At 64.7% G+C, this 25,390-nt stretch carries 12 protein-coding genes and 1 pseudogene; 10 read left to right on the top strand and 3 right to left on the bottom strand.

Annotation, left to right across the window (positions count from 1 at the left end):
- Both G9373_RS47735 and G9373_RS23555 read left to right on the top strand, forming a co-directional pair.
- Positions 1-284, top strand: a pseudogene (locus tag G9373_RS47735) (chromosome condensation regulator RCC1); the annotation flags it as partial.
- A 524-nt stretch (positions 285-808) separates the two neighbouring features.
- Positions 809-1,942 carry a nucleotide disphospho-sugar-binding domain-containing protein gene (locus G9373_RS23555; RefSeq protein WP_167117022.1) on the top strand — a complete coding sequence of 378 codons (1,134 nt, stop codon included), beginning with the start codon at positions 809-811 and terminating at the stop codon, positions 1,940-1,942.
- Between the two features lie 78 nt (positions 1,943-2,020).
- Here the strand turns inward: G9373_RS23555 and G9373_RS23550 are convergent, their stop codons facing one another.
- Positions 2,021-2,767 (bottom strand): alpha/beta fold hydrolase, encoded by a 747-nt coding sequence (locus G9373_RS23550; RefSeq protein WP_167117019.1) that lies wholly within the window; start codon positions 2,765-2,767, stop codon positions 2,021-2,023.
- A 192-nt stretch (positions 2,768-2,959) separates the two neighbouring features.
- Here G9373_RS23550 and G9373_RS23545 point away from each other — a divergent pair, with 192 nt between their 5' ends.
- The 7 genes from G9373_RS23545 (at position 2,960) to G9373_RS23515 (ending at position 11,194) form a co-directional block, all read left to right on the top strand.
- Positions 2,960-3,331, top strand: coding sequence for a hypothetical protein (locus G9373_RS23545; RefSeq protein ID WP_133986260.1), 372 nt, complete (start codon positions 2,960-2,962; stop codon positions 3,329-3,331).
- A gap of 532 nt (positions 3,332-3,863) precedes the next feature.
- Positions 3,864-5,378 carry a sugar transferase gene (locus G9373_RS23540; protein ID WP_167117016.1) on the top strand — a complete coding sequence of 505 codons (1,515 nt, stop codon included), beginning with the start codon at positions 3,864-3,866 and terminating at the stop codon, positions 5,376-5,378.
- 37 nt (positions 5,379-5,415) lie between these two features.
- Complete coding sequence (locus G9373_RS23535; RefSeq protein ID WP_248949873.1) at positions 5,416-6,501, top strand: glycosyltransferase family 4 protein; 1,086 nt, start codon at positions 5,416-5,418, stop codon at positions 6,499-6,501.
- Positions 6,498-7,511: a glycosyltransferase family 2 protein gene (locus tag G9373_RS23530; RefSeq protein ID WP_240960686.1), complete on the top strand. Its 1,014-nt coding sequence runs from the start codon at positions 6,498-6,500 to the stop codon at positions 7,509-7,511. The genes G9373_RS23535 and G9373_RS23530 overlap by 4 nt, the downstream gene beginning before the upstream one ends.
- A complete protein-coding gene (locus tag G9373_RS23525) occupies positions 7,508-8,854 on the top strand; it encodes a hypothetical protein (protein WP_269591388.1) in 1,347 nt (448 codons plus the stop codon). Before G9373_RS23530 ends, G9373_RS23525 begins: the two co-directional genes overlap by 4 nt.
- A 56-nt stretch (positions 8,855-8,910) precedes the next feature.
- Positions 8,911-9,951, top strand: a complete 1,041-nt coding sequence (locus tag G9373_RS23520; RefSeq protein WP_155756057.1) for a hypothetical protein — start codon at positions 8,911-8,913, stop codon at positions 9,949-9,951.
- A gap of 22 nt (positions 9,952-9,973) precedes the next feature.
- Positions 9,974-11,194 (top strand): hypothetical protein, encoded by a 1,221-nt coding sequence (locus G9373_RS23515; RefSeq protein WP_005561282.1) that lies wholly within the window; start codon positions 9,974-9,976, stop codon positions 11,192-11,194.
- On the opposite strand, the gene G9373_RS23510 is transcribed toward G9373_RS23515, so the two are convergent.
- Both G9373_RS23510 and G9373_RS23505 read right to left on the bottom strand, forming a co-directional pair.
- On the bottom strand, positions 11,177-12,301 hold the full coding sequence (locus tag G9373_RS23510) for a glycosyltransferase (protein WP_005561284.1): 1,125 nt from the start codon (positions 12,299-12,301) through the stop codon (positions 11,177-11,179). The genes G9373_RS23515 and G9373_RS23510 overlap by 18 nt on opposite strands.
- Before the next feature lie 57 nt (positions 12,302-12,358).
- Positions 12,359-14,191, bottom strand: a complete 1,833-nt coding sequence (locus G9373_RS23505; protein ID WP_005561286.1) for a DUF4012 domain-containing protein — start codon at positions 14,189-14,191, stop codon at positions 12,359-12,361.
- A gap of 411 nt (positions 14,192-14,602) precedes the next feature.
- Here G9373_RS23505 and G9373_RS23500 point away from each other — a divergent pair, with 411 nt between their 5' ends.
- Positions 14,603-25,387, top strand: coding sequence for a non-ribosomal peptide synthetase (locus tag G9373_RS23500; RefSeq protein WP_167117010.1), 10,785 nt, complete (start codon positions 14,603-14,605; stop codon positions 25,385-25,387).
- The last annotated feature ends 3 nt before the right edge of the window (positions 25,388-25,390 follow it).

Genomic DNA, 25,390 nt, shown 5'->3' with positions numbered 1-25,390 from the left:
GCGGGGGTGGGCAGGCTCCGGTCGCAGGTCAGCAGCAGGCGCCGGTGGTGCTTCCGCCTGCCGTCGTCGAGAACCCGCCGGCGGCGGTCGAGCAGCCTCCAGTAGGCGAGCCCCCGGCGGGTGAGAATCCGGACGCAGAGAACCCGGACGCGGAGAATCCGGACGCGGAGAATCCGGACGCGGAGAATCCGGACGCGGAGAATCCGGACGCGGAGAATCCGGACGCGGAGAACCCGGACGCGGAGAACCCGGACGCGGAGAACCCCGACGGCGGCACCCCTTAGTCGAAGAAGCGGCGAGTAGCGGGCGTCGCGAGCATCGCGGCGCCCGCCTTTGGTGCTCGCGTCATGTGGTATGGCTAGTTCATCGAGATTGCGTATCGGCCCACTGGGATGCCGGAGCGTGAAGTCGCCGCCCAGGGGCATGGGCACCGATCCTGGGCTGCGACTACGCGCATCGGCTGTACCGCGGCTGTTGACGGCCGGTAATCCGGAGACGATCGTTGTAGACATGAAAGTCGGGCCGCCCGCCCATACCGGATGGTGGCGCGGGCGCAGGTTGCCGCGTAGACCACAGAGCGGATCATTCATGCGACGTCCTGAACCCATTGGCAGCAGGCGATCGTGACCTGTTGTTCTCCCAACGGGCTCCGGCGACAGACGTTCTCGTCTGGCTCGTTTCCGCAACGATCTGCTCGTCGGCCGAACTCACCGATCAGGCCCAGCTCGGCCGCGTGCGAGCCCAACTGCCGGACCGACTGCCCGAGCAGCTTTTGACGGGCTCGACCTCGAGCGTCTGGAGGCACCCCATGGCACGCATTCTGTTCGTCACCTGGGACGGCGGCGGCAACGTGCCACCCGCTCTTGGCATCGCGACGGAGGCGCGCAACCGCGGTCACCAGGTCCGATTTCTCGGACACGCCCAGCAACGCCGGCGAATCGAAAGCCACGGTTTCCGCTTCACGGCCTACACCCACGCACGACCCTGGCAGTCGACCGCCAGACATCCCGGTATCGCCGGCGTGTACCAATCGCTTGCTGTCTTCACCGACGCCGGGCCCGGAATCGATCTACTCGACACCGTCGCGTGCGAGCCGACAGACGTGGTCGTGGTCGATTGCCTGCTGTACGGGGCCCTGCAGGCCGCCGACGACGCGAACCTGATGCGTGTCACGCTGGTACACACCTACTACGAGTACATGTATCGAGACGTGACGCATGGTATGACGCCTGTGATGGCCCGTCTGAAAGGCCAACGGCCACTGAGGCTGTGGGCGTCATCGGACCTGGCGCTGGTAACGACCGAGAAGGAACTCGATCCGGCCTCCCGCAGGAGCCTGCCCGTCTCCGTCCACTACACCGGGGTGGTGCACCATTCGATGCCGTCCACGTTGACACCCGTGTCCGAACGCGATCCGCTGATCCTGGTCAGCCTCAGCAGTCTCAACTTCGACGGGCAACAGCGGGCCCTGCAGAACGTCCTCGAGGCTGTCGGTGGACTGTCCGCCCACACCGTTGTCACTACCGGGCCGTCCGTCGACCCGAGCACCCTCACAGCGGGCCCGAACATCGAAGTGCACGGCTACGTTCCGCACGAACAGATCCTGCCGACCGCCACTCTCGTTGTCGGGCACGGCGGCCACGACACCACGATGCGCGCCCTCGCGCACGACCTGCCCCTGGTCATCCTGCCAATTCACCCGGCGCTCGATCAGAAGATGATCGGCCGCAGTCTGGAGCAGCGCCGCGTGGCCCGTTGCCTCCGCAAGACGGCTTCGCCCGAGCGAATCCGGTCAGCTGTCGGCGAGCTGCTCGTAGCCGGACCGCACAGGGTGACCGCAGCAACTCTGGGAGCGCGGATCCGCTCCCATGACGGTGCCGTTCATGCCACGGACCTCATCGATCACCTGCCGATCCGAGAACGACGGAGGGGAGTGCGATGACGGGTGGGCGTCGAGCAATGCATGTATCTGCATCTCCGCCCCGTGCGGCCCACTCTGAAATCCCTCGGCGTGCGGGGATCAGTCCGAAAGGCTGCCGACGCGATCGGCGAGCAGCTCACTGTAGGTGCGATTGGTGCCCGGGGCGAGCCGCACCCAGTAACTGGTGTGGTCGCCCCGGAACAGGTAACCGTTCACATCCTCGATTGCCTCGGAGTATTGCTGCCACACCGTCCACGGTCGCCACCAGTTCAGGATCACCGCCTGCCACCGGCGGGTGCGGAGTCGGTCGAGGAGGTCCGCCACCCACGCCGCCGGGTCGGCGAGTGAGAAGGCCGCCGACTGGTCCGCGAACGTGCGCAGCGGCGAGTTGCTCGGACAGCAGCAGATGACGTCCAACGGGTCGGCGATCTGCCACACGGGCATCCCCGTGATCGGGCGTTGCCCCGCGATTCCCCAGCCCGGCAGGTCCGGAGATGCCGGCCGCAGCGGATCGGCGATCAGACCGGCCCCGCGAACGTCCAGCGAGGGATGCTGCCCCCGTCCCACCTCGGCCGCCACGTTGCCGGCGAGCGCAGCGCCTCCCGAGTAGCCGAGCAGAACAACGGGACTCGGATCTTCCGCGATCATCCGCAACAGAAGCGTGCGTCCTTCGGACAGCGCCTTGTCGAACGCCGATCCACCCGGATCGGGCACCGGTCCGTAACTTGCCTCCCACGGAACCTGTTTGACGACGAACCGTGCGGGATCCAGCAGTTGTGTGGTGTTGGTGAGCATGTTGACGCCCCGATCCTCACCGATGCCGCGGCAGCATAGAACGGTGATCATGCAACCTCCCATGTGAGTGCCGATGCGCACCCGAGCACACTGTGCCACTCACGTGCGGGGGTGTCCCCCGATCGGGGGAGGCGCGATTCATTCGATGCATGACCTGATCGGAGGACAGACGTGGGCACCGGGACGGGAGAGAGTTGTCTCGTACCGGGATCAGCCGTTCACGTGGACAGGAGCCCCTTTGTCATGTCACCCATCTCCAGTATCGAGGTCGCCCGAGCCCGGCGGTCTCGCCGCGTGTTGTTCGTCGGCAATCCCACCCGCTACAACGATGTGTCGCAGTGGGCGATGGTCCGGCAATGGGTGTCGCTCCACGGGCTGGAACCGATCCGCGAATTCGAGGGAGACGTGCTCTGCGTCATCGTCACCGAAGACATTCTGGACGGGCTCTGTTCGCCGACGGAATCGGCTGCCGTTCAGCACGCTCGTGCGCTCGGCGTGCCGTGCATCAGCGTCCATGACACGACCTTGATCTGGCAGGTGACCGCCCGCGTTCGGGCGCGGATGGGACAGCCGCAGGTCGGTGCGTCGGCCACGCCCCACCGTGGCGGGGCGTGAAACGGGAGAGCGTCGATGCCGGACCGTTCGAATTCTCGAGTCGGTCACCGAATTTCGGTGCCGACTCGTGAAGATTATCTTCGATTCGGTGATGGGATCGCATACGTCTCGCAATCGCCAACTTTGGGTATGCAATTCGAGTGTTGGCAGGACTTCGAGTGTGCGCAGACACCGCGATGCGGACTTGACTGCGTGAAAATCTCTCTGCCCGAACACCTGTGGTCAGTTTGACGAAAACGACTGTCCCCGAACCAATTGTAGGAGCGAATAACCGCTGCTCAGTCCGTATTTAGTGCAGACCGCGCGGTCTCATGTCGCCGGTGCGGATGAGACAGGACGGAATCGCGCTGATAGCGTCCACACTCGTTGTGAATGTTCGATGTCGTCTATCTACATGGCGGTGCTCGGGGCACTTCTGGTTTTTGCTCGTTGGTGACGACGGCACGGTCCGCGTCCAGAGATCCGCTGTCGTGAAACGGCCGACTCGACCATCACACTCTGCCGACGGTCGGTTCGACAGTGGAGGGGATGCATGGCGACGTTCAACTCGACTGTGGACAGATCTTCAGCTGTCCACAACGTTGCGGCAGTTCCAGCGCAACGAGGGGTCGCACGCCGGCACTGGCTGGCCGTGTACATCAGGCGAATTCTCCTCACCGACACCCTCGTCGTGGTGGCAGCGGTGGCTCTGGCTCAATGGGTGCGCTTCGGAGGCCCCGGGACCCTCGTCGACTCGCGCACTCTGAGCAACGTGAGCTACGGTCTGATTTCCGTCGCTCTCGTGGCGTCGTGGCTCGCCATGCTCGCCGTCTTTCACGTGCGATCCCCACGAGTGGTCGGGAGTGGCCCGGAGGAGTATCGACGCATCGCCACCGCGACGCTACGACTGTTCGGGCTCATCGCGATCGCAGCGCTCCTCTTGCAGCTGGAATTGGCACGGCTGTACCTGGCGATCGCATTCCCCACGGGTCTACTCGGTCTGCTGCTGACCCGTTGGATGTGGCGCCGCGTCCTCGCTCGCAAGCGGGCGCGCGGGCTGTGCCAGACATCGGTGTTGGTCGTCGGAGGCGAACGCTCCGTGCGCAACCTCGCCAGGACCTTCGACCGTGGAACAGCGGACGGGTACAACGTGGTCGGGGTATGTATCCCAGCTCATTACCGGTCGTCCGACGACACGATCACGGTGGACGGGCGATCGATTCCGGTCCTCGGCGACGAGCACGACGTCGTCGATGCGATCGAGCGATCCGGGGCCGACACCGTCGCGGTCACGGCGACCGAGCATCTCGGCCATCACGGGCTTCGTGAAATGGTGTGGGATCTCGAGCAGCTGGACGTCGACATGGTGGTCGCTCCGGGAATGATGGACGTCTCCGGGCCGCGCCTCGAGATGCGACCTGTCGCGGGTCTGCCTCTGATCCACGTGGAGAAGCCGCGCTATCACGGCGCGAAGCGATTCGGGAAGACGTCGTTCGATCTGATCTTTGCCATTCTTGCGCTCGTGCTGGCGAGTCCCGTGATGGTTGTTGCAGCGGTGGCGGTCAAGCTGACGAGTCGAGGGCCTGTGTTCTACAAATCGGAACGAATGGGCATGGATGGCAAGCCGTTCCCGATGCTGAAGTTTCGGTCGATGGTGGACGACGCCGACAAGCACAGCGCGACCCTGAGCGGGCACAACGACGGTGCCGGAGTTCTGTTCAAACTGCGAGAGGATCCGCGTGTCACCCGTGTCGGCCGCGTCATGCGCAAGTTCAGCATCGACGAGTTGCCCCAGTTCATCAACGTGCTGCGACGTGAGATGAGTGTGGTCGGGCCGAGGCCTCCCCTGCGGGTCGAGGTCGAGTCCTACGAGAGCGAGGTGCGTCGCCGGCTCCTGGTGAAGCCCGGTGTCACCGGCCTGTGGCAGGTGAGCGGGCGCTCGGACCTGTCGTGGGAGGACTCGGTGCGTCTGGATCTGTCCTACGTCGAGAACTGGTCGATGGTCGGCGACATGTTGATCATCGCCAAGACCCTGAAGGCTGTGGTGGCGAGTGACGGTGCGTACTGATGGTGCGGGTCCGGTCCGCGCCCGGCAAGGCCGCACCGTGAGACGTCCGAAGAAGCTCATCGCTGTGCATCCTTCCGACGAGATGTACGGAGCCGACCGGGTCTTCCTGGAGACTCTGACCGACGTTCCGAGTGATTGGGACGTGGAGGTGTGGCTACCGACAGACGTCGACTATCCCGGGAACGAGCTGTCGACTGCGCTGGCCGAGTTGGGGCATACGGTGCGCAGGATGCCACTTCCCGTGATCCGGCGTTCGTACCTCCGCCTCGGAGCGTTCCCCGGACTCGTCGGGCGTTTCCTTCGCACGGCGGTCGCCGTCGTGTGCGCGCGGCCGTCGAAGATGTACGTCAACACATCGGCTCTGGTCTTGATGCTGCCGTTGGCGCGACTCGCCGGTGCAGCGACGGTGCTGCATCTCCATGAGTTCCTGGATCGCAAGACGGCGCTCTTCGTGACTCCGTTCATGTCGTTTGCGCAACGCATCGTGTGCGTGAGCAACGCCGTTCGCCGTCCGTTGCCCGAAAAGTTCGTCCGCCGATCGACAGTGGTCTACAACGGTTTCGAGCTGCCGGAACCGACACCGTTCGTTGTTGACGAGCGGCTTGTGTGTGTCGTGGCGAGCAGGTGGAACACGTGGAAGGGACACGATGTTCTCCTCGACGCGTGGGACGGACTCGATCGGTCGGACATCGAGCTCATCGTCTTGGGCGCGCCGCCCCTGAACGGCGCGTCTGTCGACGTGGTCGATCGCGTGGAAAGACTCGAACGTCCCGACAGCGTGTCGATAGTCGGACAGACCGACAACGTCCGCAGGTACCTCGATGCGGCGCACCTGGTGTTGGTGCCGAGCATCAAGCCGGATCCGTTGCCGACCATAGCCATCGAGGCGATGGCGGCGGGACGCGCCGTGATGGCCAGCGACAGTGGCGGTCTGCCCGAGATCATCGGTGACGACGTGGGGCGTCTCGTACCGACAGGTGATGTGGCGGCGTGGCGGCAGGCGCTCGAGGAGTTTTCGATCGAAGACGCGACGGAACGCGCGAGTCGGGCGCGGCGGAGGTTCGAGGCACAGTTCGGTGTGCGTCGATTCCGTGACGAGATCGGCAAGGAGATATGGACATGAGCGCACCGGACGAGGCGCGCGGTGACGGGTGCAAGATCTCGGTCGTGATCGTGACGTACAACAGCGCTGCGGTCATCGAACAGTGCCTGTCGGTGCTGGCATCCGCGCCCGCGCTGGACATCGTTGTCGTCGACAACAATTCGATCGACGACACGATCGCCAGGGTGTCCGAGGTGTGTCCGCGCGCACGGGTGATCCGAAGTGAGGAGAACCTGGGATTCGCCGGCGGGGTCAACAGAGGAGTGTCGGAGGCGCGTGGTGAACACGTGCTTCTGCTGAACCCCGATGCCGTTGTCGACGCGGAGAGTGTCTTCGCGCTGAGTCGAATCCTCGACGCGGACGACAGTATCGGCATAGTGGCCCCGCTGCTCGACAAACCGGGGGAACGGCTCGCAATCAGAGAGTGCGGCAGGAAACCGGACCTGTGGCGCGTACTGTGCCACTATTCCGGTCTCTCACGACTGGCCGGATACTCGCCACTCGTCGAGGGACTGTATCTCCTCAAACGGCACTCGTCGGTGGATGCGAGGGACGTCGACTGGGTGTCCGGTGCTTGCATGCTGGTGCGACGCGACACCTGGATGCGATTGGGCGGACTGAGCCGTCGGTGGTTCATGTACGCGGAAGATATCGAGTTCTGTCTGCGGGTCAAGGAATCGGGCGAGAGGGTCGTCACGGTGCCCTCGGTGACCGGAGTTCACCTGATCGGCGAGAGTTCGGCGACGCCCACGGTGTCGCGGGTGCCCAACTCGGCGTGGGTGGTCAACATGTACGACCTGTACAAATGGCGGCTGTCTCGCACCCGGTTGCAGAACATCGGTTGGAAATGGGCAGTCGCGGGCGGCCTGTTCGCGCGTTCCGCCGCCTACAAACTGCGAGCGCGCCCCGAGTCCGACCAGGAGAACGACTGGAGCGCGGAGTCGGTGAAGTTTCGTCTTTTCGCTCAGAACCTTCTAGCGGTCTCTTCCGCTCGAATCACATCCGAGAGCGAGAGCAGGAGTTCACTGTGACTGATCGGGGCGAAGGGACGGTCGAATCGGCGCCAGCCACGGCGAACCCCCGATGGCGCGGTGAGATTGTGGGGCGCAGTGAGGTCGTGACTTTCGCGTTGGTGATGGTGGTGGTGACGACATCGTTTCTGGGCCGCTTGTCTTTCGAGCTCTGGGGTTTCACTGTGCGCTGGGAGCAAGTTGCCCCAGTAATCCTTGTGGGGTGGTTGCTCGTCGATCCACGCCGCCGGCACGATTTCGTCCATACCCTCCGGCACCCCGCGGTTGTGGCCCTCGCAGCGTTCATTGTGTGGAATGTGTTTGCATCCTTCCTCTTTTCTCCCAGCCTGACCAAGAGTATTTCGATTCTGGCCTGGTTCGCCATCGACCTTCTCTTACTCGCGGGACTGATGTCGTTGGGTGAGAGGGCAGTCTGGGCCGAAAGGATCGGGATCCGGTTCGTGGTGCCCTGGGCGGCTGCAGGCTTTGCGATGTATCTCGTCGCCAACGTGTCCGGCGGCAATGTGGCCTGGGGCACTGATCTCGACTCTCTGTACCAGGTATACGTAGCCCGGTTGACGGCGGGCGAGGCCAACATCTACGCGTCGATTCTCGTCTTGTGGACTCTACTGTTGGTCGCCGGAAAGGGATACAAACGTCGATGGATGATCGTGGCGGCTGTGACGGTCCCATTGGGGCTCGTCGGTTCGCAAACCCGCACTGCAGTGTTCTGCATGATTCTGGGTCTCGCGGTCTATGTGGGGTACGAGTTCGCGCGCAGACGGCGCCATACGCGATGGCGGGGAGAATTCTGGTTTGGGCCTGCCGCAATTATCGTGGGAGTGTTGGTAGCGTATGGCGCCTCGTCGAACCTACCTGAATTCGGTGTGGCTGAAACGGCACCCGCAGTACAGGACACGACCGTTCCGCAAACCCAGGACAAGCTGGGTGACGTCAACCTTCAGGGGGGCACGATCGGTTTTCGCGTAACGGTCGCCAAGGTCGCGGCCGAGGACATGAACGGAGTCAACCTATGGCTGGGTAACGGCACCAACACCTTTGGTGTGCGTCATGAGCAGCCCGGTTCCCCCGGCGTTCCGGGGCATCTCATCATGCTTCCGGTTCAAATTCTCTACGACGTCGGGATCGTCGGGCTCTCCCTTATCTTGGTTTTCGGTGCTGTGGTGCTGTACCACGTGCCATGGCGACGGCGACCGATTGCGGCAGCGGTGGCGGTGTCATTCCTGACGGCGGCGACATTGACCAGTATGTTCTGGTTCAGCGCTATCTGGATCGTGTTCGCCGCCTTGTTACGTCCAGTGACTGATGACGAACGAGTAGAGAGTCCGCAACTATATTCTTGATCCGGTTGCGGCCGAGTAAATTCAGTTGTGGTGTCGCATTGGCGAGAGGGTAATCTGTGTTCGATCAGCTCTACGTGCTGTACCCGCGAGGTGCTCGGACCGGCGGGCCCGAGGCGCTACATCAGTTGGTTCATACTCTGCGCGAACAAGGTCAGGATGCTTATCTTGTTCCACTGCCGGGAACCGAGGACTCTCCGCGTGTTCCCCAATACCATTGCTACGAAGCCCCTGAACGGACGCAGATAACAGACAATGAAAGCAATGCCATCATTTCTCCCGAAGTCAGCGTTGAGCATCTGCGTCGGTACCCACGTTCGAAAAAGTTCTGTTGGTGGCTGAGCATTGACAATTCTCGCGCCTTCGGACCTCGCCTCGACCTGATTGCCCACAGGAATGGCTTTGGCGAGCGCGCGGGTCTCCTAGCGCTGGCGAGGAGATACGGAAAGGTGGCCATCACGCTGCGTGACCGGCATCGAACGCTACCGTCGAGCGTGGTTCACCTGGCTCAGTCGCAGTATGCGCACGGGTTCCTGCACGCGAATTGCCGGATTGTCGCGTCGTGTCTATCCGATTTCACTCCGGATGTCGAGGAAATTCAGAAGCACCGGCACCCTGAGGATCGGCGTTCGAACACTGTGGTCTACAACCCCATGAAGGGTGGACTGTTGGCAAGCAAGGTGGCCAGTCGTCTGCCGGAGGTTGATTTCCTTCCCGCCTCGAACATGCTGCCGCACGAGGTGTATCGACTATTCGGCCGAAGTGCGGTCTATCTCGATCTCGGCCCACATCCTGGGAAGGATCGAATGCCCAGGGAGGCGGCAACGGCCGGAGCCATTGTGGTGGCCGCTGCGCGTGGGTCCGCAGCAAACGGGGTGGACGTACCCATCCCGACCGAGCACAAGATTGTTCCTTCACCACAATTGGTCGACGACACTGTTGAACGGCTTCGCGAAGTGCTCGGCGCGCAAGCAAAGCACAGTGCTCGTCAAGACGAATACCGAGACATGATTTCGCGCGAGCGGGACCGATTCTCGCGAGAGGTCGCCGCAATCTTCGTCGACGGGCTTCGTGGGTTCGATGCAGCGACCGAGATCTGAGGTCTGGAACGCCATCCGGCGTATGGCGAGCCTGAGTTCGATCTCGGTTATCGCGATGCTGTCTCCCTTCATGCTGCTTCCGGTCGTCGCGAGAACTTCGTCGATCGATGAATGGTCTGCATTTGTCGTCGGACAGTCGATTGGCTCCATGGGCGGCTCGGCCATTCTCTACTCTTGGGGATTTTCAGGCCCGACACTCGCCGCGCGCATGCGTGGAGTACGACTCGTCGAGTTGTACAACGACAGCCTTGTGGGCCGCCTGGTCATCTCGGTGGTCTCCTGCTCTTGCGCCGGCTTGGCCGCAGCGCTACTTGTTCCGCAGGATGCGGGTATTGCAATCTTGGTGGCGGTGGCGATCGCAGTCAATGCTGGTCTCACGCCTTCGTGGTACTTCATCGGGATGAATCGGCCTCGCGGGCTCGTCGCGTACGAAACCCTGCCGACCATTGCCGTCACCGCAGTCAGCGCGTCACTGCTGGTGCTTGGTGCACCGCTATGGGTGTATCCCCTACTTCTCATGAGTGTTCGATTGGTGTCAGTGTCGTGGTTGGCAGTGCTGCTCAATCGCGGCCACGGGTTCGGCGCATTCAGCGTTTCTCGTGCGATGCGCCTGCATCGTACGGAGAAGGGTCTTGCGGCCAGTCAAATATTGGCGAGCGCATACGCATCGGGTCCCGTCACGATCGTCGCCGCTATTACGTCACCCGCTGTCGTCGCACGATTCTCCTCGGCCGACAAGATGTATCGCCCCGCCACGATGGTGCTCGGCGCATCGGTGAATGCTTTACAGTCATGGGTCTCCGAGCACGGAAATGGGAAGGACAGGCGCCGACTCCATCTGGCATTGATGCTCACCGGACTGCTCGGGATCATCGGGGGCCTGGGTATCGCGGTCTTGGGTGTTCCGGCATCTCGATTGATATTCGGACCTGACCTGGCAACCACACCGGGCGTGGCAATTGCGTTCGCAGTCGCGTTTGTGGCGGTGGCAGCCAACTCGGCGTCGGGACGGCTGATTCTCATTCCTGCCGGGGACAGTCGGGCAGTGCTCCTGAGTACGTGCGCAGGTGCGATTGTCGGGCTGCCGCTGATGATCGCGTGCGGGGTGACGTTCGGTGCTACCGGAGTCGCGTGGGCTTTCGCCGCCAGTGAGATCGTGGTGGCGGCCGTGCAGTTGCTTCCGGCGCAGCGGACGTTGAACAGGATGGACGTGTCGGCGATTTCGTCATCGACTGCGAGTTGATTCCGCCGTACCTGCACACGCGCTGACGAGGAGTTGTTCGTAGAGGTCGCAGACACCCTCCCAGGTGTACTGATCACCTTGGCGTTCGATCGCGCCGGCGCTAAGTTCCATTTGCAACCGACGGTCCGAGAGAACCTCGTCCACTGCCTTCGCGATTGCGTCGCTCTGCGGTTCGACAAACTGAGCGGCGTCGCTGAGCACTTCGCGGTTGTACACGGTATTGCGAGCGACGATAGGCGCACCGCAGGCCATGGCTTGGATCAATGCTGGGTTGGTTCCACCCACGCTGTGACCGTGGAAGTAGGCGCCGGCGTTCTGCCACAGTGAGAACAGCTTTTCGTCGTCGCTCACGTGCCCCAGCCAATGAATGCGCGCCGAACCTTCGGCTAGGTCTTGCGCCCGTTGGTCGAGCTCGCCGCCGTAGCCAGACGATCCGACGATGACTACATCCCAGTCTCGGCTCAAAGCTTCGGCGGCAGAGAAGAATTCTTCAACTGTGTTCTCTGGAACGAACCGGGAGACCATCAGGACGTACGAGCGTGGTGCAAGTCCTTCGACGGGGTCGAGTTGTGGAGGTATCGTTCCGCCGTAGGGGATGAAATTGCCGTCACGCTTGAACTCCTTGGACCAGCGCCGACCGATTTCGTGAGAATCGTAGATGAGTTGGTCACCGAACCTTGCTGTCAGCTGCGCGCCACGTTTGAACACGGTCTTGGCTGCACGTCCCCACTTCGCGCGTTCCCATTCGATTCCATCGACGTTGACGATGGTAGGGATTCCGCGGGCTTTCAAGATCGGCAGCCAGAAGCCGTTTGCCACGTTCATGACCAGTGCGACATCGGGGCGCTTCCGTGCCGCGTGCGCTGCAGAGGTGAGGCCGTAGGTGAGTGTGCTGAGCGACTTGGATTCGACGCCCCGGGTCACGACAGTCTCGACACGTGGGTCGCGATGTGGATCGTCGACCTCGACCGCACCCTTGCGGCTGTAGACCGTGACGTTCCATCCGCGTTCCACGAGGTACGGAGAAAGTTCGCGAACAAGGGTTTCGAATCCGCCGTAGTAGCTCGGATATCCCCTGGTGCCCACGATTGCGACCGACTTACTCATAACGTCCTTTCCAATTGACGACGGCTGGTGCAGCGCGATCGGGGACCGCGAAGGAAATCAGTCTCTGCACACGGGAGCGTTCACGGTGACCTTCGGTTCATCCACCAAGGGTTGCACGGGAATCCGCGCGTCGCCCGGTGCAGTTGGCTCGCTCAGTTCGTATCGCAACTCGACCGTCGCGCCCTTCGGGATGGTGACGGGGACCGTGAAGACCGGGTGACCCAGCTCTTTTCCCTGGATGGCGAACGACTGCTTGCCGTCGATGCTTGCCTTCGTCAGGGTCGCGCCGTTGGTCGACAGCAGCGACACCATGGCGACGTTGGTGCCATATGGCAGGGGCTTGTCCTTGAAGGTTCCTGCGACGATGCGCGGAAAGTTGGTGTCCGGGGTGTTGTTGGTCAGCCGCACGGTGACGGCGGTCGTACGGGTATCACCTGTGCAGTCGCCGGCGGTGTAGTCGATCTCGCGGTCGAGGTAGTAGTCCAGCTTGTTGCCGCCGTTGTTGTTGATCACGACGCCGGCGTAGGGGGCGGGATCCTGGGGCACCGTGTATCCCAGCGTGGTGTCGGCGAGAATCGCCTGCTCTTCCGGGTGCGCACTCCACACTGCGATGCGCCGCTCTCCGGCGGCCCTCCCGACCGCGTCGAGAAGTCGCTGGGGTGATTCGATCTTGCCGGTCATCTTCTCGACGACTTTCCCGGCGATGGTCTGCAGGTATTCCTTGCGGTCGGCGTTGTCGGCGTGGTAATTGGCCTCGTCGGTGATGAATCGGGTGTATGCGGTGGACTCGGTGAGTTCCACGACGTTGTCGGCGTCGACAACCTCCCCGTCGGGCAGGGTGACCGGGCCGACGGCGGCCAGGACGTAGCTCAGTGCCACAGGATCCGTCGCGATTGCTCCGTCCACCTGCTCACCCGACTCCTGCGCCCACATCGACTGCCAGATCCGGCCGGCGTACGGGAAGTGGGAGCTCAGGTTGCTGTTTCGGATGTCGACCGAGGGATTGTAGTTGCCGTACATGCTCTTGTAGTCGGGGCCGAGATCGAGAGGTCGCTTGTCGTAGGACACTTCGGTGTTCTTGCCGAGCTTCTCGATGCCCAGCTTTCCGTCGCTGGCGCGGATGACGCTGTAGCCGCCGACGAGTCCGCCGGTGGCGCGTGCCTCCGCGTTGGTCTGAAACGCGAGGAAGTAGCTCCGCGGTCCGTCGAGGCCCAGCATGGCCGGAAGTACTTTGGCGCCGATCGTCGTGTTTTCCAGAAGTTTTGCCACGTCGTCGGTCTGATTCTGTAACTCGGTCCGCGCATCGTCCACCAGGCCGACGTATCCCGCGCCTCGAATGCCCTGTGCCTGAGTTGCCAGGTTCCGCGCCGCAATTGACGTCTCCTGCAACGCCGGGGCCGCATCGCGCAGCGGCTGGAGTTGCACGCTGCCGCCCTCGCCGATCAGATCCCGGGGTGACAACGCGACGCCGACGTCGACCGCGGGTGTGAGAACGTCGCGAGTGAGCCCGACCACGACGTCGGACATCTGCTGCGCCGATTCGAACGGGGCTCCGAGGCCGGGCACGGCTGCCAGGGAACTCCACGGGACCGAATGCAGGTTGTCCTGTGCGCCCTCCGCCCGCTCCCGGGCTTCGGCCGCCGCACGCTGGGCGCCCTCCGTGTCGCCGTCGAGCAGTGAATCCTTCGCGAGCTGCGCGTTGTCCCGCGCGCCGGTGAGGTTGTGCTGGACCTGCCAGGCCGAGAAGCCGAACCATGCGACGACGGCGACGGCGGCAACGCCCACACCGGTCAGTACGCGCCGGCGTACGGTCCATCGGCGCGGTGCCGTCGGCGCCTCAGCGGGTATCGAACCGTCGCTGTGGGAGTTGTTGGGCGACTTCGCGTCCATTCAGGTCTGCTCCTAGCTATCGAGGATGAGGTTTTTGGTCGCGTAGCCGAACTGCTAGTCGCGGGAGGAATGCGCAGGACTACTGCGGGTTATGTCACCGCGCCGGTTTCTGCTGTCGCATTCCCGTTTTCTGCGAAGTTAGTAGACCTGCGCCACCTGTCGTATCCTCCTCTGTCCGTGTCTGTTCCGGTCAACAAAGAGTAAGGGTAAGCGCAGGCATGTTCCTGTTCGGTGGTGGCACGGGCACCCGCCGGACGAGCGCTGCGAACGAGTTGGGACTGCGAGTAGGGTCACCGTAACGATTTCCTCTGCAACACCCATACGTATACGGCCCCGTCCGGGCAGTTCGTCAAGTTGTAGATCGGGGGACAGATAGTGGGCTCGGGGTTCCCGCGCAAGACTGCAGGTGAAGTGGATTCACGTGCCTTCCCGCTCTCGCATGCCCAAAAGGGGCTGTGGTTTGCGCAGCAGTTGGAACCGAACGTCCCCATTCTCGTCGCGCAGTACGTCGAACTCCGTGGGCCTGTGGACGTCGGGGCGTTGAAGTGGGCATCCGAGCAGGGCTCGTTCGACATCGAGTCACCCGGGGTACGGATCGTCGACTACGCGGGTGAGCCGTACCAGTTGGCCGACGAGACGATCGACGACGAACTCGCCTACGTCGACCTACGGTCCCGTGAAGATCCTGTGGCCGAGGCGCACCGGTGGATGGACGAGCGGCGGCGCCGCCCCATGTCGGTGTATCGGGACCGGCTGATTTCCGCGACACTGCTGCACGTCGGCCGTGACCACTACTTTCTCACCACCTTCGCGCACCACCTGATCCTCGACGGCTACGGCGCCATGGTGCTGATGAATCGGGTGGCCGAGCTCTACACGCACGCAGTCGCGCGCACGGAGGCTCCCGCGTCGAAGGCGCTGCCACTACGCGAACTGTATGAGGCCGAGGATGCGTACCCGCAGTCCCGCCGGTTCGAGATCGACCGAGAGTACTGGGCCGAACGCACAGCGCACCTGCCCGAGCCTTCCCGGTTGACCGACCGGCAGAGCGCCCCGTCGGCAGTGTCGTTGCTCGCCGGCAAGGTGATGGATCCCGCTGTCGTCGACGAGCTGGAAGCACTCGCTCGAGACTGGAATTCGTTCGAGGTACCGATCGTGGTCGCGGCGTTCGCCGCATTTCTCGCACGGATGACGGGCAATTCGGATGTCGTGCTGAGTCTCCCGGTGTCAGCCCGCACCACCGCGGGCGCGCGCCGTTCGGGTGGCAGTGTGGCCAACATCGTTCCGCTCCGGATCGCGGTGGATGCGCACGGGACTACACACGACCTGGTGCGCCGTGTCCAGCTGGAACTGACCGGTGCGCTGCGACATCAGCGTTTCCGGTACGAAGACATCCTCCACGACATGCGGTCGACCTCCCGCGTCGGCCGCGGCTTCGGGCCGATGGTCAACATCATGATGTTCCACACCGAGACGTGGTGGGGTGAGGTACTCGGTGAATTGAACGTTCTCACCGCCGGCCCGGTCGACGACCTCGCGGTGGCGATCTATCCGGGTGCCGCTGGCCAGAACGTCCGCGTGGACTTCGAGGGCAACCCGGCGGTGTACGAACGAGACGAACTTGCGGGACACCACGAGAGATTTCTGGAGTATCTGGGCGGATTCGTCGGCGCGGATGCCGAGGCAGCGGTCGGCAGCCTGCCATTGCTCACCGACGACGAACTCGAGACGCTTGTGCCTCTCACCGGTCCCCCCTCGGTATCTCCGCTCACCCTTCCGGACATGTTCGACAAGACAGCGGATTCCGACACGGTTGCCGTCCGCTGTGGCGATGTCGAGATGACCTACCGCGCTCTGCACGAGCGATCGAATCGGCTCGCGCGCAGACTGCTTGCGCAGGGCGTAGGCGTCGGAAACCGCGTTGCGTTGATGCTGCCCCGCTCGATCGAACAGGTGGTCGCGGTGTGGGCCGTTGCGCGTTGCGGTGCGGCGTTCGTTCCGGTGGACCCGGACTATCCGGCCGAACGCATCGCGCACATGATCGACGAATCAGGCGTCACCATCGCTGTCGCAACGGAACCGGAGGTGGTGCCTCCTGGTGTCGAGTGGGTGGATGTCGCCGATGCGCCGGGAAACGGCGCGCCTATAGCCGATGCGGAACTGGCACACCCGATCAGGCTGGACAACGCGGCCTATGTCATCTACACGTCCGGCTCGGTCGGGGCGCCACGCGGTATCACCATGCCCCATCGGGGACTTGCGAATCACGCCGCCGCACTGCGTCGTCTCTACGCGGCAGATTCCCGCTCGCGGGTGCTGATGTGCGCGTCGCCCTCCTATGACGCCTCGATTCACGAGTTGCTGGTCGCGGTCACAGCGGGGGCGACGCTGGTGATCGCGCCGCCGCCGGTGCGCGGGGGGAAGGCGCTGGCCGACCTGCTGCGGCGTGAGCGGATCACCCACTGGACCACGACACCGGCGGTCCCGGCGCAGATGGATCCGGCTGGATTGACCGACCTTGAGGTACTCGCCGTCGCCGGTGAGGTCTGCCCGCCGGAACTGGTGGCGCGCTGGGGCGTGGGCCGCACCGTGCTGAACCTGTACGGGCCGACGGAAGTCACCGTGTGGGCCACGGCCACCGAAGCGCTGGTCCCCGGTTCCCGCACCACGATCGGGCGACCGATCGAAGGTGTGTCGGCCGTGGTGTTGGACCGTTTCCTGCAGCCGGTGCCGGCCGGAGTGGTGGGCGAGTTGTACCTGTCCGGTCCGGGGGTGGGCCGCGGATACCTGGAGCGGCCGGGTGCGAGCGCGACTCGTTTCGTCGCCAATCCGTTCGCGACCGATCTGCGACGCATGTATCGGACGGGCGATCTCGTCCGGTGGACTGAGGACCACGAGTTGGAATTCGTGGACCGGGCCGACGATCAGGTGAAGATCCGCGGATTCCGGGTCGAACTGGGCGAGATCACCGCGGTCCTCGGTCGGCATCCGGGTGTCGACACCGCCATCGCCGTGGCACACGACCGGAACGGCGAGTTGGTGGTGGACGGTTACGTTCACGGCGCCGGCCTGGATCCCGACGACGTTTTCGCCGGTGTGGCCGAGCGGCTGCCGGCGTATATGGTGCCCTCCACGGTCACAGTTCTCGATGCGGTGCCGCTCACCCCGAGCGGCAAGGTCGATCGTTCCGCGTTGCCGATTCCTGCGCCGTACGAACGCGAATTGCGCTACTGGACAAGGCAGCTCAGGGGTATGCTGAGTTCCTTGCCGTTGCCGATGGACCACGAGGTCTCGGTGAACTCCGGGGCGCTCACCGGTGTGGTTCCGTTCGCCCTGGATCCCGCCCTGAGTCGGGATGTGCACCACCTGGCGGCCCGGCACGAGGTCTCGCTCTTCACGGTCGTTCACGCGGCCGTGGCGGTGTTGTTGTCCGTCGTGAGCGGTGAGGACGACCTCGCCATCGGAGCGGTCCTGTCGGACTGCCCCGACGGCGGGGACGACCACGATTCCGAGCCCCTGGTGCTGCGCAGCAGGCCGGATCCACGTCTGACGTTCGAGAAGTTCCTGGTCGAAACCCATCGCGTCGAGCAGGCCGCACGCGCACACGGCGCGGTTCCGTTCGCGCGCGTGGTCGATGCTGTCGGGCAAGAGCTTTCGCCGGGACGGCACCCGCTCTTCCAGGTGATGCTGTCGGTGGAAGCGGAGACGGAGCGGGAGTTCGACGGTCTGGACCTGGTGGTGTCGCTGCGTGATCGGGTCGGCGGTGACGACGGCGGGGTCGAGGGCGTATTTCGTTACGCGGAACATCGTTTCGAGCGGGAGACGGTGGAGCGCTGGACGCGGCGGCTGCACCGGCTCTTCGTGGTGGTGGCCGAGAACCCCGGTGTTGCGCTGAGCTCGATCGACCTGCTGACGCCGGACGAGCGCGCCAGAGCCGTCGGAGGGATGACGGAATCGGCGGACCACGACACGTCGTTGTCCGAGGTATTCCTGCAGCGAGTTGCCGACCGCCCGGGCGCCGTCGCCGTCAGCTGCGGTGGGGAGGTGCTCTCCTATGCCGAGGTCGACCGTCGCTCCGACCGTTTGGCGCGGGCGCTGACGGCGTCCGGAATCGAAGATTCGAGCATTGTCGCTGTCGGACTGTCGAACCCGGCCGACCGGGTGGTTGCGCATATTGCCGTCATGCGGGCAGGCGCGACCTGCCTCCCGCTGAGCCCCGACCATCCCACCGAACGCATCCGGTACATGCTGGCCGACGTGGTGCCGACACTGCTGCTCCTCAGTCGGGCCGACGCCGGAGCGATTCCTCACGGCGGATACCCGACCGTGCTGCTCGACGACGTCGAGATGAACAGCGCCGGCGACAACGACGTCACGGCGTGGGAGTCGGAACCGATTCATCCGGACCGCGTTGCCTATGTGCTCTGCCCCGTGGGCTCGGAACCGGTCGCAGTGACCCACGCGAATGTGCTGGCACGGTCGGGCAACGACTGCGCCGGTGTGGTGGCGGATATCTGGGGGCCGCTCGTCGACGGCGGGACGGTGGGGCACGATCGAACAGAGCGCGAGCCTGCAGAACCCACCTACCTGGATGCCGGGTCCCGCATCTATGTGCTGGACCGGGCGTTGCGGCCCGTCCCGCCCGGCACGGTCGGGGAACTGTATGTGGGAGGGCAGCAGGTTGCCCGAGGGTTTCACCGTCGGCCCCGGGGTACTGCCGAAAGGTTCGTGGCCGACCCGTTCGTGCCCGAGAGCACGGAGGGAGCCGGGGGAGTACGGATGTACCGAACCGGGGACCGAGGGCGGTATCTCGACGGGCAACTGGAGCGGCTACCGAGGACATCCGGAGACAGCAGCCTCGCACGGTGGCAGCGGGCGTTGCGCGGCGTCGGTTCGTCGTCGCCGGTGCCGACCGACCGGAGAGTCGGGGGAGCTGCCTCCCGCTCGGACTGCGTGCACGAGTTCGCGATCGGCTCCGATCGCCACGAGGCCGCCCTGCGGTTGGCGCGCGAACAGGGCGTGACGCTGTTCACGGTCTTACGGGCGACTCTCGCGATCCTGCTCGCACGCATCGGTGTTCACCGCGACATCGTCATCGGTGGCAATGCCGGGCTGGCGGGAGATCGAGCCAAGACGGTGGCGTTGCGGGCCCGCGTCACCCCCTCCATGTCGTTTCTCGAGGTCCTCGAGCAGGTCCGGAGCTTCGATGTCGCGGCTTTCCAGGACGCGGACGTGCCGTTCGAGGCGCTCGCCGACCTGCTCGGCGGCGAGCGACCGCAGGTGTCGCTCGTGCTCGCGCCGACCTCGGAGAAGCGCACCACGCCGACGCCGTTCGATCTGGCGTTCACGTACTCGGAGCGCTGGTCGGATCACGATCCGGTGGGAGTGGACGGTGTCGTCACCTATACGCCGTCGCTGTTCGACACCGCGACCGTTCGATCGCTGGCCGAGTTGTTCGTGGACGTGCTGGCCGTCGTCACCGACCGCCCCGAGATCGACGTCGGCAGCATCGGCCTCGCTGCCGGCGCAGTCCTCGACGGCGGCGAACCGTCGGAACCGAGAACCCTTTCCGGGATTCTGACCGGCACTGCCCGCGCCTTCCCGAATGCACAGGCGCTCTCCGACGGTGCCGTGACCCTCACCTACCGTGACCTCGATGCGCGGTCCGATTCGCTGGCGCGTGTCCTGATCGACGCAGGTGCCCGTCCGGGCCGCGTGATCGCGCTCGCCCTGCCGCGGTCGGTGGATTTCATGATTGCGCTGTGGGCCATCACCAAGACCGGTGCGGCCCTCGTCCCGGTGGATCCGACACATCCGGCGGAGCGTCTGGAACGGGTGCTGACCGAGGCCGACGTGTGTGTCGGGGTCGGGGCGATGTCGGTGGGCGGTTCCCGGATCGCGTGGCTGCCGGTCACCGCGGGTGACTGTCTGAAAGATGTTGCTCCGGTGCATGTTCCGGTGCATCCGGACGAGGTGGCGTACGTCATCTACACGTCGGGTTCCACTGGCACGCCCAAGGGGGTGATGGTGCCGCACCGCGGTGTGTCCTCGCTGACCGAGGAAGCGGTGCGTCGGTACCGGGTCACGTCGGCCTCACGGGTGCTCCACGCCTACAACCCCACCTTCGACGCCGCGCTCCTCGAGGCGCTGCTCGCGTTCGGTTCAGGTGCCTGCCTGGTGGTCGCCCCCGCCGAGGTGTATGCGGGACCGGATTTGCATCGTGTGCTCGTCGAGCATCAGGTGAGCCACTATCTGTCGACGCCGGCGGTGCTGGCGTCCTTGAACACGGACGGGCTCGAGCACATCGAAGTCGTCGCGGTCGGCGGTGAGGCTCTGCATCCCGACCTCGCCGCGGCATGGAGCGACGGCCGGCGAATGCTCAATGCGTACGGGCCGACGGAGTCGACCGTCGTCGCCACCCTCGCCGCGGTCGACGACCACGTGACCATCGGCGGACCGATTCCCGGCACCACCGGTCGGGTGCTCGACGACCGATTGCGCCCGGTTCCCGTGGGTGCGATCGGCGAGCTGTATCTATCCGGGTCCGGACTGGCTCGCGGGTACGTCGGTGATCCGGGGCGAACCTCGGTGCGTTTCGTCGCGGGTGCGGGCGGTACTCGGATGTACCGGACCGGCGACCTCGTGCATCGCCGTGCCGACGACAATCTGCAGTTCATCGCGCGAGTGGACCGGCAGGTGAAGATTCGTGGCGTCCGCATCGAACCGGGGGAGGTCGACGCGGTGATCACCCGGGTCGCCGACGTCGACGGTGCGATCACGGTGGCCCGGCCCAACGCGGCCGGCGCCGACGCGTTGGTGTCGTATGTCGTGCCCCGCGGTTCTCTCGATGTGGAGTTGTTGCGCAAGAGACTCGAAGACATGTTGCCGTCGTACCTGGTGCCTGCCGCGGTCGTGGTGCTCGACGCGTTTCCTCTCAACCCGTCGGGCAAGATCGACGTGAAGGCGTTGCCGGCGCCGGTACTCGAGTCGAGGGTCTTCCGGGCACCGGTGTCGGCGGTGCAGGAGGCGGTCGTCGCCGTCTTCGCCGAGGTGCTCGCAGTGGAGCAGGTCGGGCTCGACGACGAATTCTTCGCACTGGGCGGTAACTCGCTGATCGCGACGCAGGCGGCCGCCCGATTGGGGGAGGCGTTGAATGCGCACGTGCCGGTCCGGATGCTGTTCGAGGCGTCGACGGTAGAGGCACTGGCCGAGCAGGTGTCTTCGGTGCTGGGCACGGGTAACCGGCCGGTCCTGTCGCGGCGGCCTCGACCGGAACGTGTTCCCCTGTCGCCGGCGCAGCAGCGGATGTGGTTCCTGAGCCGCTTCGACCCCGCTTCCCCGGCCTACAACATCCCCCTGGCCGTGCGGTTGACCGGAGACCTGAACGTGCCCGCACTGCAACAGGCGGTGCGCGACGTGCTGGAACGGCACGAATCTCTCCGCACGGTGTTCCCCGAAGACGACGGCGAGCCGGTGCAGATCGTGGTGCCCGCTGAAACTGTGGAATTGGATTTGTCGCCGACAGTCGTGACAGCAGATGCCGTGGACGCCCACGTACTCTCGGTCGTCGCACGGGGATTCGACGTCTCGGCATCGGTCCCGATCCGTGGGCGGCTCCTGCGGGTGAGCGACAACGAACTGATCCTGGTCGTGGTGGTCCACCACATCAGTGCGGACGGCTTCTCCATGGCACCGCTGGCGCGGGATGTGGCGGCGGCGTACCTGGCGCGGGCGAGGGGCGACCGTCCCGGGTGGACACCGCTCGCGGTTCAGTATGCCGATTTCGCGCTGTGGCAGCGCGAGGTGCTGGGCGATGAAGGTGATCCGGAGTCGCCGGCCGCGAAGCAGTTCGCCTACTGGACGCGCACACTCGCGGGTATTCCCGAGTTCCTCGAGCTACCGACCGATCGCCCCCGACCCGCGGCACGCACCCATCGGGGTGCCGTGGTACCCGTGACCATCGGGGCCGACACGCATCGACGTCTCGGCGATGTTGCACAACAACACAATACGACCCTGTTCATGGTGATGCATGCCGCTCTGGCGGTGTTGCTGGCGCGCGTGACGGGCACCTCGGACATCGTGATCGGCACTCCGGTCGCGGGCCGCGGTGAGCGGGTGCTCGACGACGTGGTCGGAATGTTCGTCAACACGCTGGTGCTGCGTACCACGGTGGATCCCGACGCCTCCCTCCTCGACGTGCTGGACCAGGTCCGGGAGACCGATCTCGGGGCGATGGCCCACGCGGAGGTTCCGTTCGAGCGGCTGGTCGAGATTCTGAACCCGGTTCGTTCGCAATCGTATTCGTCGCTGTTTCAGGTCATGCTCGCGTTTCAGAACCAGGCCGAGGCGAAGCTGGAACTGCCGGGACTGACCATTGCGCCGCTCGAGATCGACGCGCATGTCACCAAGTTCGACCTCGACTTCTCGCTCTCGGACAGTTACGACGAGAACGGTGACCCTGCCGGTGTCGCCGGGACGCTCACGTACTCCACCGAGCTGTTCGATTCGGAGACGGCGGATCGGTTCGTCCGGGGTATGGTGCGCGTCGCCGAGGTCTTCGCAACGCAACCGGGTCATCGGGTCCGCGATCTGTCCTTGCTGACGGACGACGAGACGGTCCAGATGCTGGACACGTGGAATTCGACGGACGTGGAGCTGCGCGCATCGACGCTGGTCGATCTTCTCGATGCTCAGGTGGCCGACACCCCCGATGCCGTTGCCGTCGTCTTCGAGGGCGATTCGTTGACATACGGCGAGCTGAACTCGCGTGTCAACCGCCTGGCGAGGCTGCTCCTCGAGCGCGGGATAGGCCCGGAATCCCTTGTCGCGCTTGCATTCGAGCGCTCACCAGACATGATCGTCGGAATGTGCGCGGTCCTCCGGGCCGGCGGTGGGTACGTGCCTCTCGACCCCGACCACCCGGCAGAGCGTATCGAGGACGTGCTGGGCTCCGCGGCGGCGGAACTGGTGTTGACCACTTCGTGGACCCGCGCGTCCTTGCCTGCCGGTATCGCGCACGTCGACATCGACACCGTCGATCTGTCCGGGTTCAGTTCGCGGCCGATCTGCGACGCCGAGCGGATGCGCCCGCTGCGGCCGCAGAACACGGCCTATGTGCTGTTCACGTCGGGATCGACGGGACGACCCAAGGGCGTGGCCGTCAGCCACGCCGCGATCGTGAATCAGCTGCGCTGGCTCGCCGAAGAATACGAGGTCACTGCCGACGACCGCGGAGTGCTCAAGGCTCCGTACACGTTCGATGTCTCGGTGTGGGAAATCTTCCTGCCCCTGATCGTGGGTGCCCAACTGGTGGTGACGCGGCCCGGCGGGCATCGCGACCTCGACTATCTGGCGGCCGTCATCCGCGATCGCCGGATCACCATGATGCATTTCGTGCCGTCGGTACTGGCCGCGTTCCTCGCAATTGTTGAGGGGGAGACCCTGTCCTCGCTACGACACCTCCATGTGGGCGGCGAGGAGGTGTCGTCGGAACTCGCGGAGGACGTGATCGCGCTCCGTCCGGGCGCGTTCCACAATACGTATGGTCCCACCGAGGCGGCGATCAGCGCGACAGCGTTCAGGCTGGGCGAATCCGTGGATGCGCGAGTGCCGATCGGTGCGCCGGTGTGGAACACCCAGGCGTACGTGCTGGACGCACGGCTGAATCCGGTTCCGGTGGGTGTAGCCGGCGAGCTCTATCTCGGCGGCGACCAATTGGCCCGCGGGTATGTGGGACGGAGCGAGCTCACTGCGGAACGATTCGTGGCCGATCCCTTCGGTCGGCGGGGAGAACGCCTGTACCGCACAGGCGATCTCGTGAAGTGGACCCGAACCGGTCAGCTGGTGTACCTGGGCCGAACGGACCTCCAGGTCAAGCTGCGCGGCTTGCGCATCGAACTGCGGGAGATCGAGTCGGTGCTGGAGGCGGCGGTGCGGGTGTCCCAGGCCGCCGTGGCGCTGGTCTCGGACGAGCGTGGCGGTGACCACCTCGTCGGTTACGTCGTGGCCGAACAGGGTCAGCGGATCGACACTCGTGAATTGGCGGCGTCTGCGCGAGAACGGTTACCCGCGTACATGGTGCCGTCGCAGATCATGATCCTGGAGGAACTGCCCCTGGGGTCGGCGGGGAAGCTCGACAGGCGTGCACTTCCGAAGCCGCGGTTCGAACCACGGCCGTTCCGCGCCCCGGTGACGGACATCGAGGTTGCGGTGGCAATCGCCTTCGCGGAGCTGCTCGGTCTCGAGACGGTGGGTGCGGACGACAATTTCTTCGAGCTGGGCGGAAACTCCCTGATGGCGGTGCGCGTGGTGAGTGCCCTCGAGGCGTCCATCGGCGTTGTGGTTCCACTGCAGATGGTGATGACGGATCCGACCCCGAGTTCGATAGCGGAACGGCTGAGTTCGGCCGATCGACAACGTGACGGGGCGCTCGACGTGGTCTTCCCCATCAGGACCGCGGGGGAGGGGCGCCCACTGTTCTGCTTCCACCCGATCGTGGGTCTCGCCTGGTGCTACACGGGTTTGACGTCCAGGATCGATCCCGATCGGCCGATTTACGGCCTCCAGTCGCCGGCGATCAACGGCGAGGACCCGCTGCCGGCATCGATCGACGATTTCGCGGCGAGGTACGTGGGGGAGATCCGCCGGATCCAGCCTCGCGGTCCGTACGAACTTCTGGGCTGGTCGCTCGGCGGCGTCCTCGCGCATGCAGTCGCAGTGCAACTGCAAGCTGCGGGTCACGAGGTGGCGACCGTCGTGATGCTCGACAGTTACGCGCATCAACCGGACCCGAGGGACACGGAGATGCCGGTGAGTGTGAGCGACCTGCTCTCGGGAATCGGCGTCGATGCGGACGTGCCTGCGGCCGTTGCGGACATGACACCCGAATCGGCGGTGGACCTACTGGCTGCGACGGGCGGCCCCACGGCCGTTCTCAGCCGCGACCAACTCCACAGGCTGATCGAGGGTGCCGCACACAACTGCGCGCTGCTCGATCACCACACCCCGGGTGTCTTTCGCGGTGATGTCGCGTTCTTCACTGCCGGACGGGACGATCCGACGGGATCGGCGGCGGCAGCGAGCTGGGAGCCCTACGTGGCGGGCGCTGTCCGAAACCGGATCGTCGACAGTACGCATTGGCATATGACGTCAGCTGCGGTGTTGAGGGTGGTCGGGGCGTCCTCGAGACGCTGAGCC

The organism is Rhodococcus sp. A14 (assembly GCF_011603105.1).
GTDB classification, from domain to species: Bacteria; Actinomycetota; Actinomycetes; order Mycobacteriales; family Mycobacteriaceae; genus Rhodococcus_F; species Rhodococcus_F opacus.
Note: the sequence above shows the minus strand (reverse complement) of the source record. Positions and strands in the feature narration are given on the sequence as shown.

Coding starts and splice junctions, on each gene's coding strand:
- G9373_RS23555 (WP_167117022.1), top strand. CDS start 809: ATGGCACGCATTCTGTTCGTCACCTGGGACGGCGGCGGCAACGTGCCA.
- G9373_RS23550 (WP_167117019.1), bottom strand. CDS start 2,767: ATGATCACCGTTCTATGCTGCCGCGGCATCGGTGAGGATCGGGGCGTC.
- G9373_RS23545 (WP_133986260.1), top strand. CDS start 2,960: ATGTCACCCATCTCCAGTATCGAGGTCGCCCGAGCCCGGCGGTCTCGC.
- G9373_RS23540 (WP_167117016.1), top strand. CDS start 3,864: ATGGCGACGTTCAACTCGACTGTGGACAGATCTTCAGCTGTCCACAAC.
- G9373_RS23530 (WP_240960686.1), top strand. CDS start 6,498: ATGAGCGCACCGGACGAGGCGCGCGGTGACGGGTGCAAGATCTCGGTC.
- G9373_RS23515 (WP_005561282.1), top strand. CDS start 9,974: ATGGCGAGCCTGAGTTCGATCTCGGTTATCGCGATGCTGTCTCCCTTC.
- G9373_RS23510 (WP_005561284.1), bottom strand. CDS start 12,301: ATGAGTAAGTCGGTCGCAATCGTGGGCACCAGGGGATATCCGAGCTAC.
- G9373_RS23505 (WP_005561286.1), bottom strand. CDS start 14,191: ATGGACGCGAAGTCGCCCAACAACTCCCACAGCGACGGTTCGATACCC.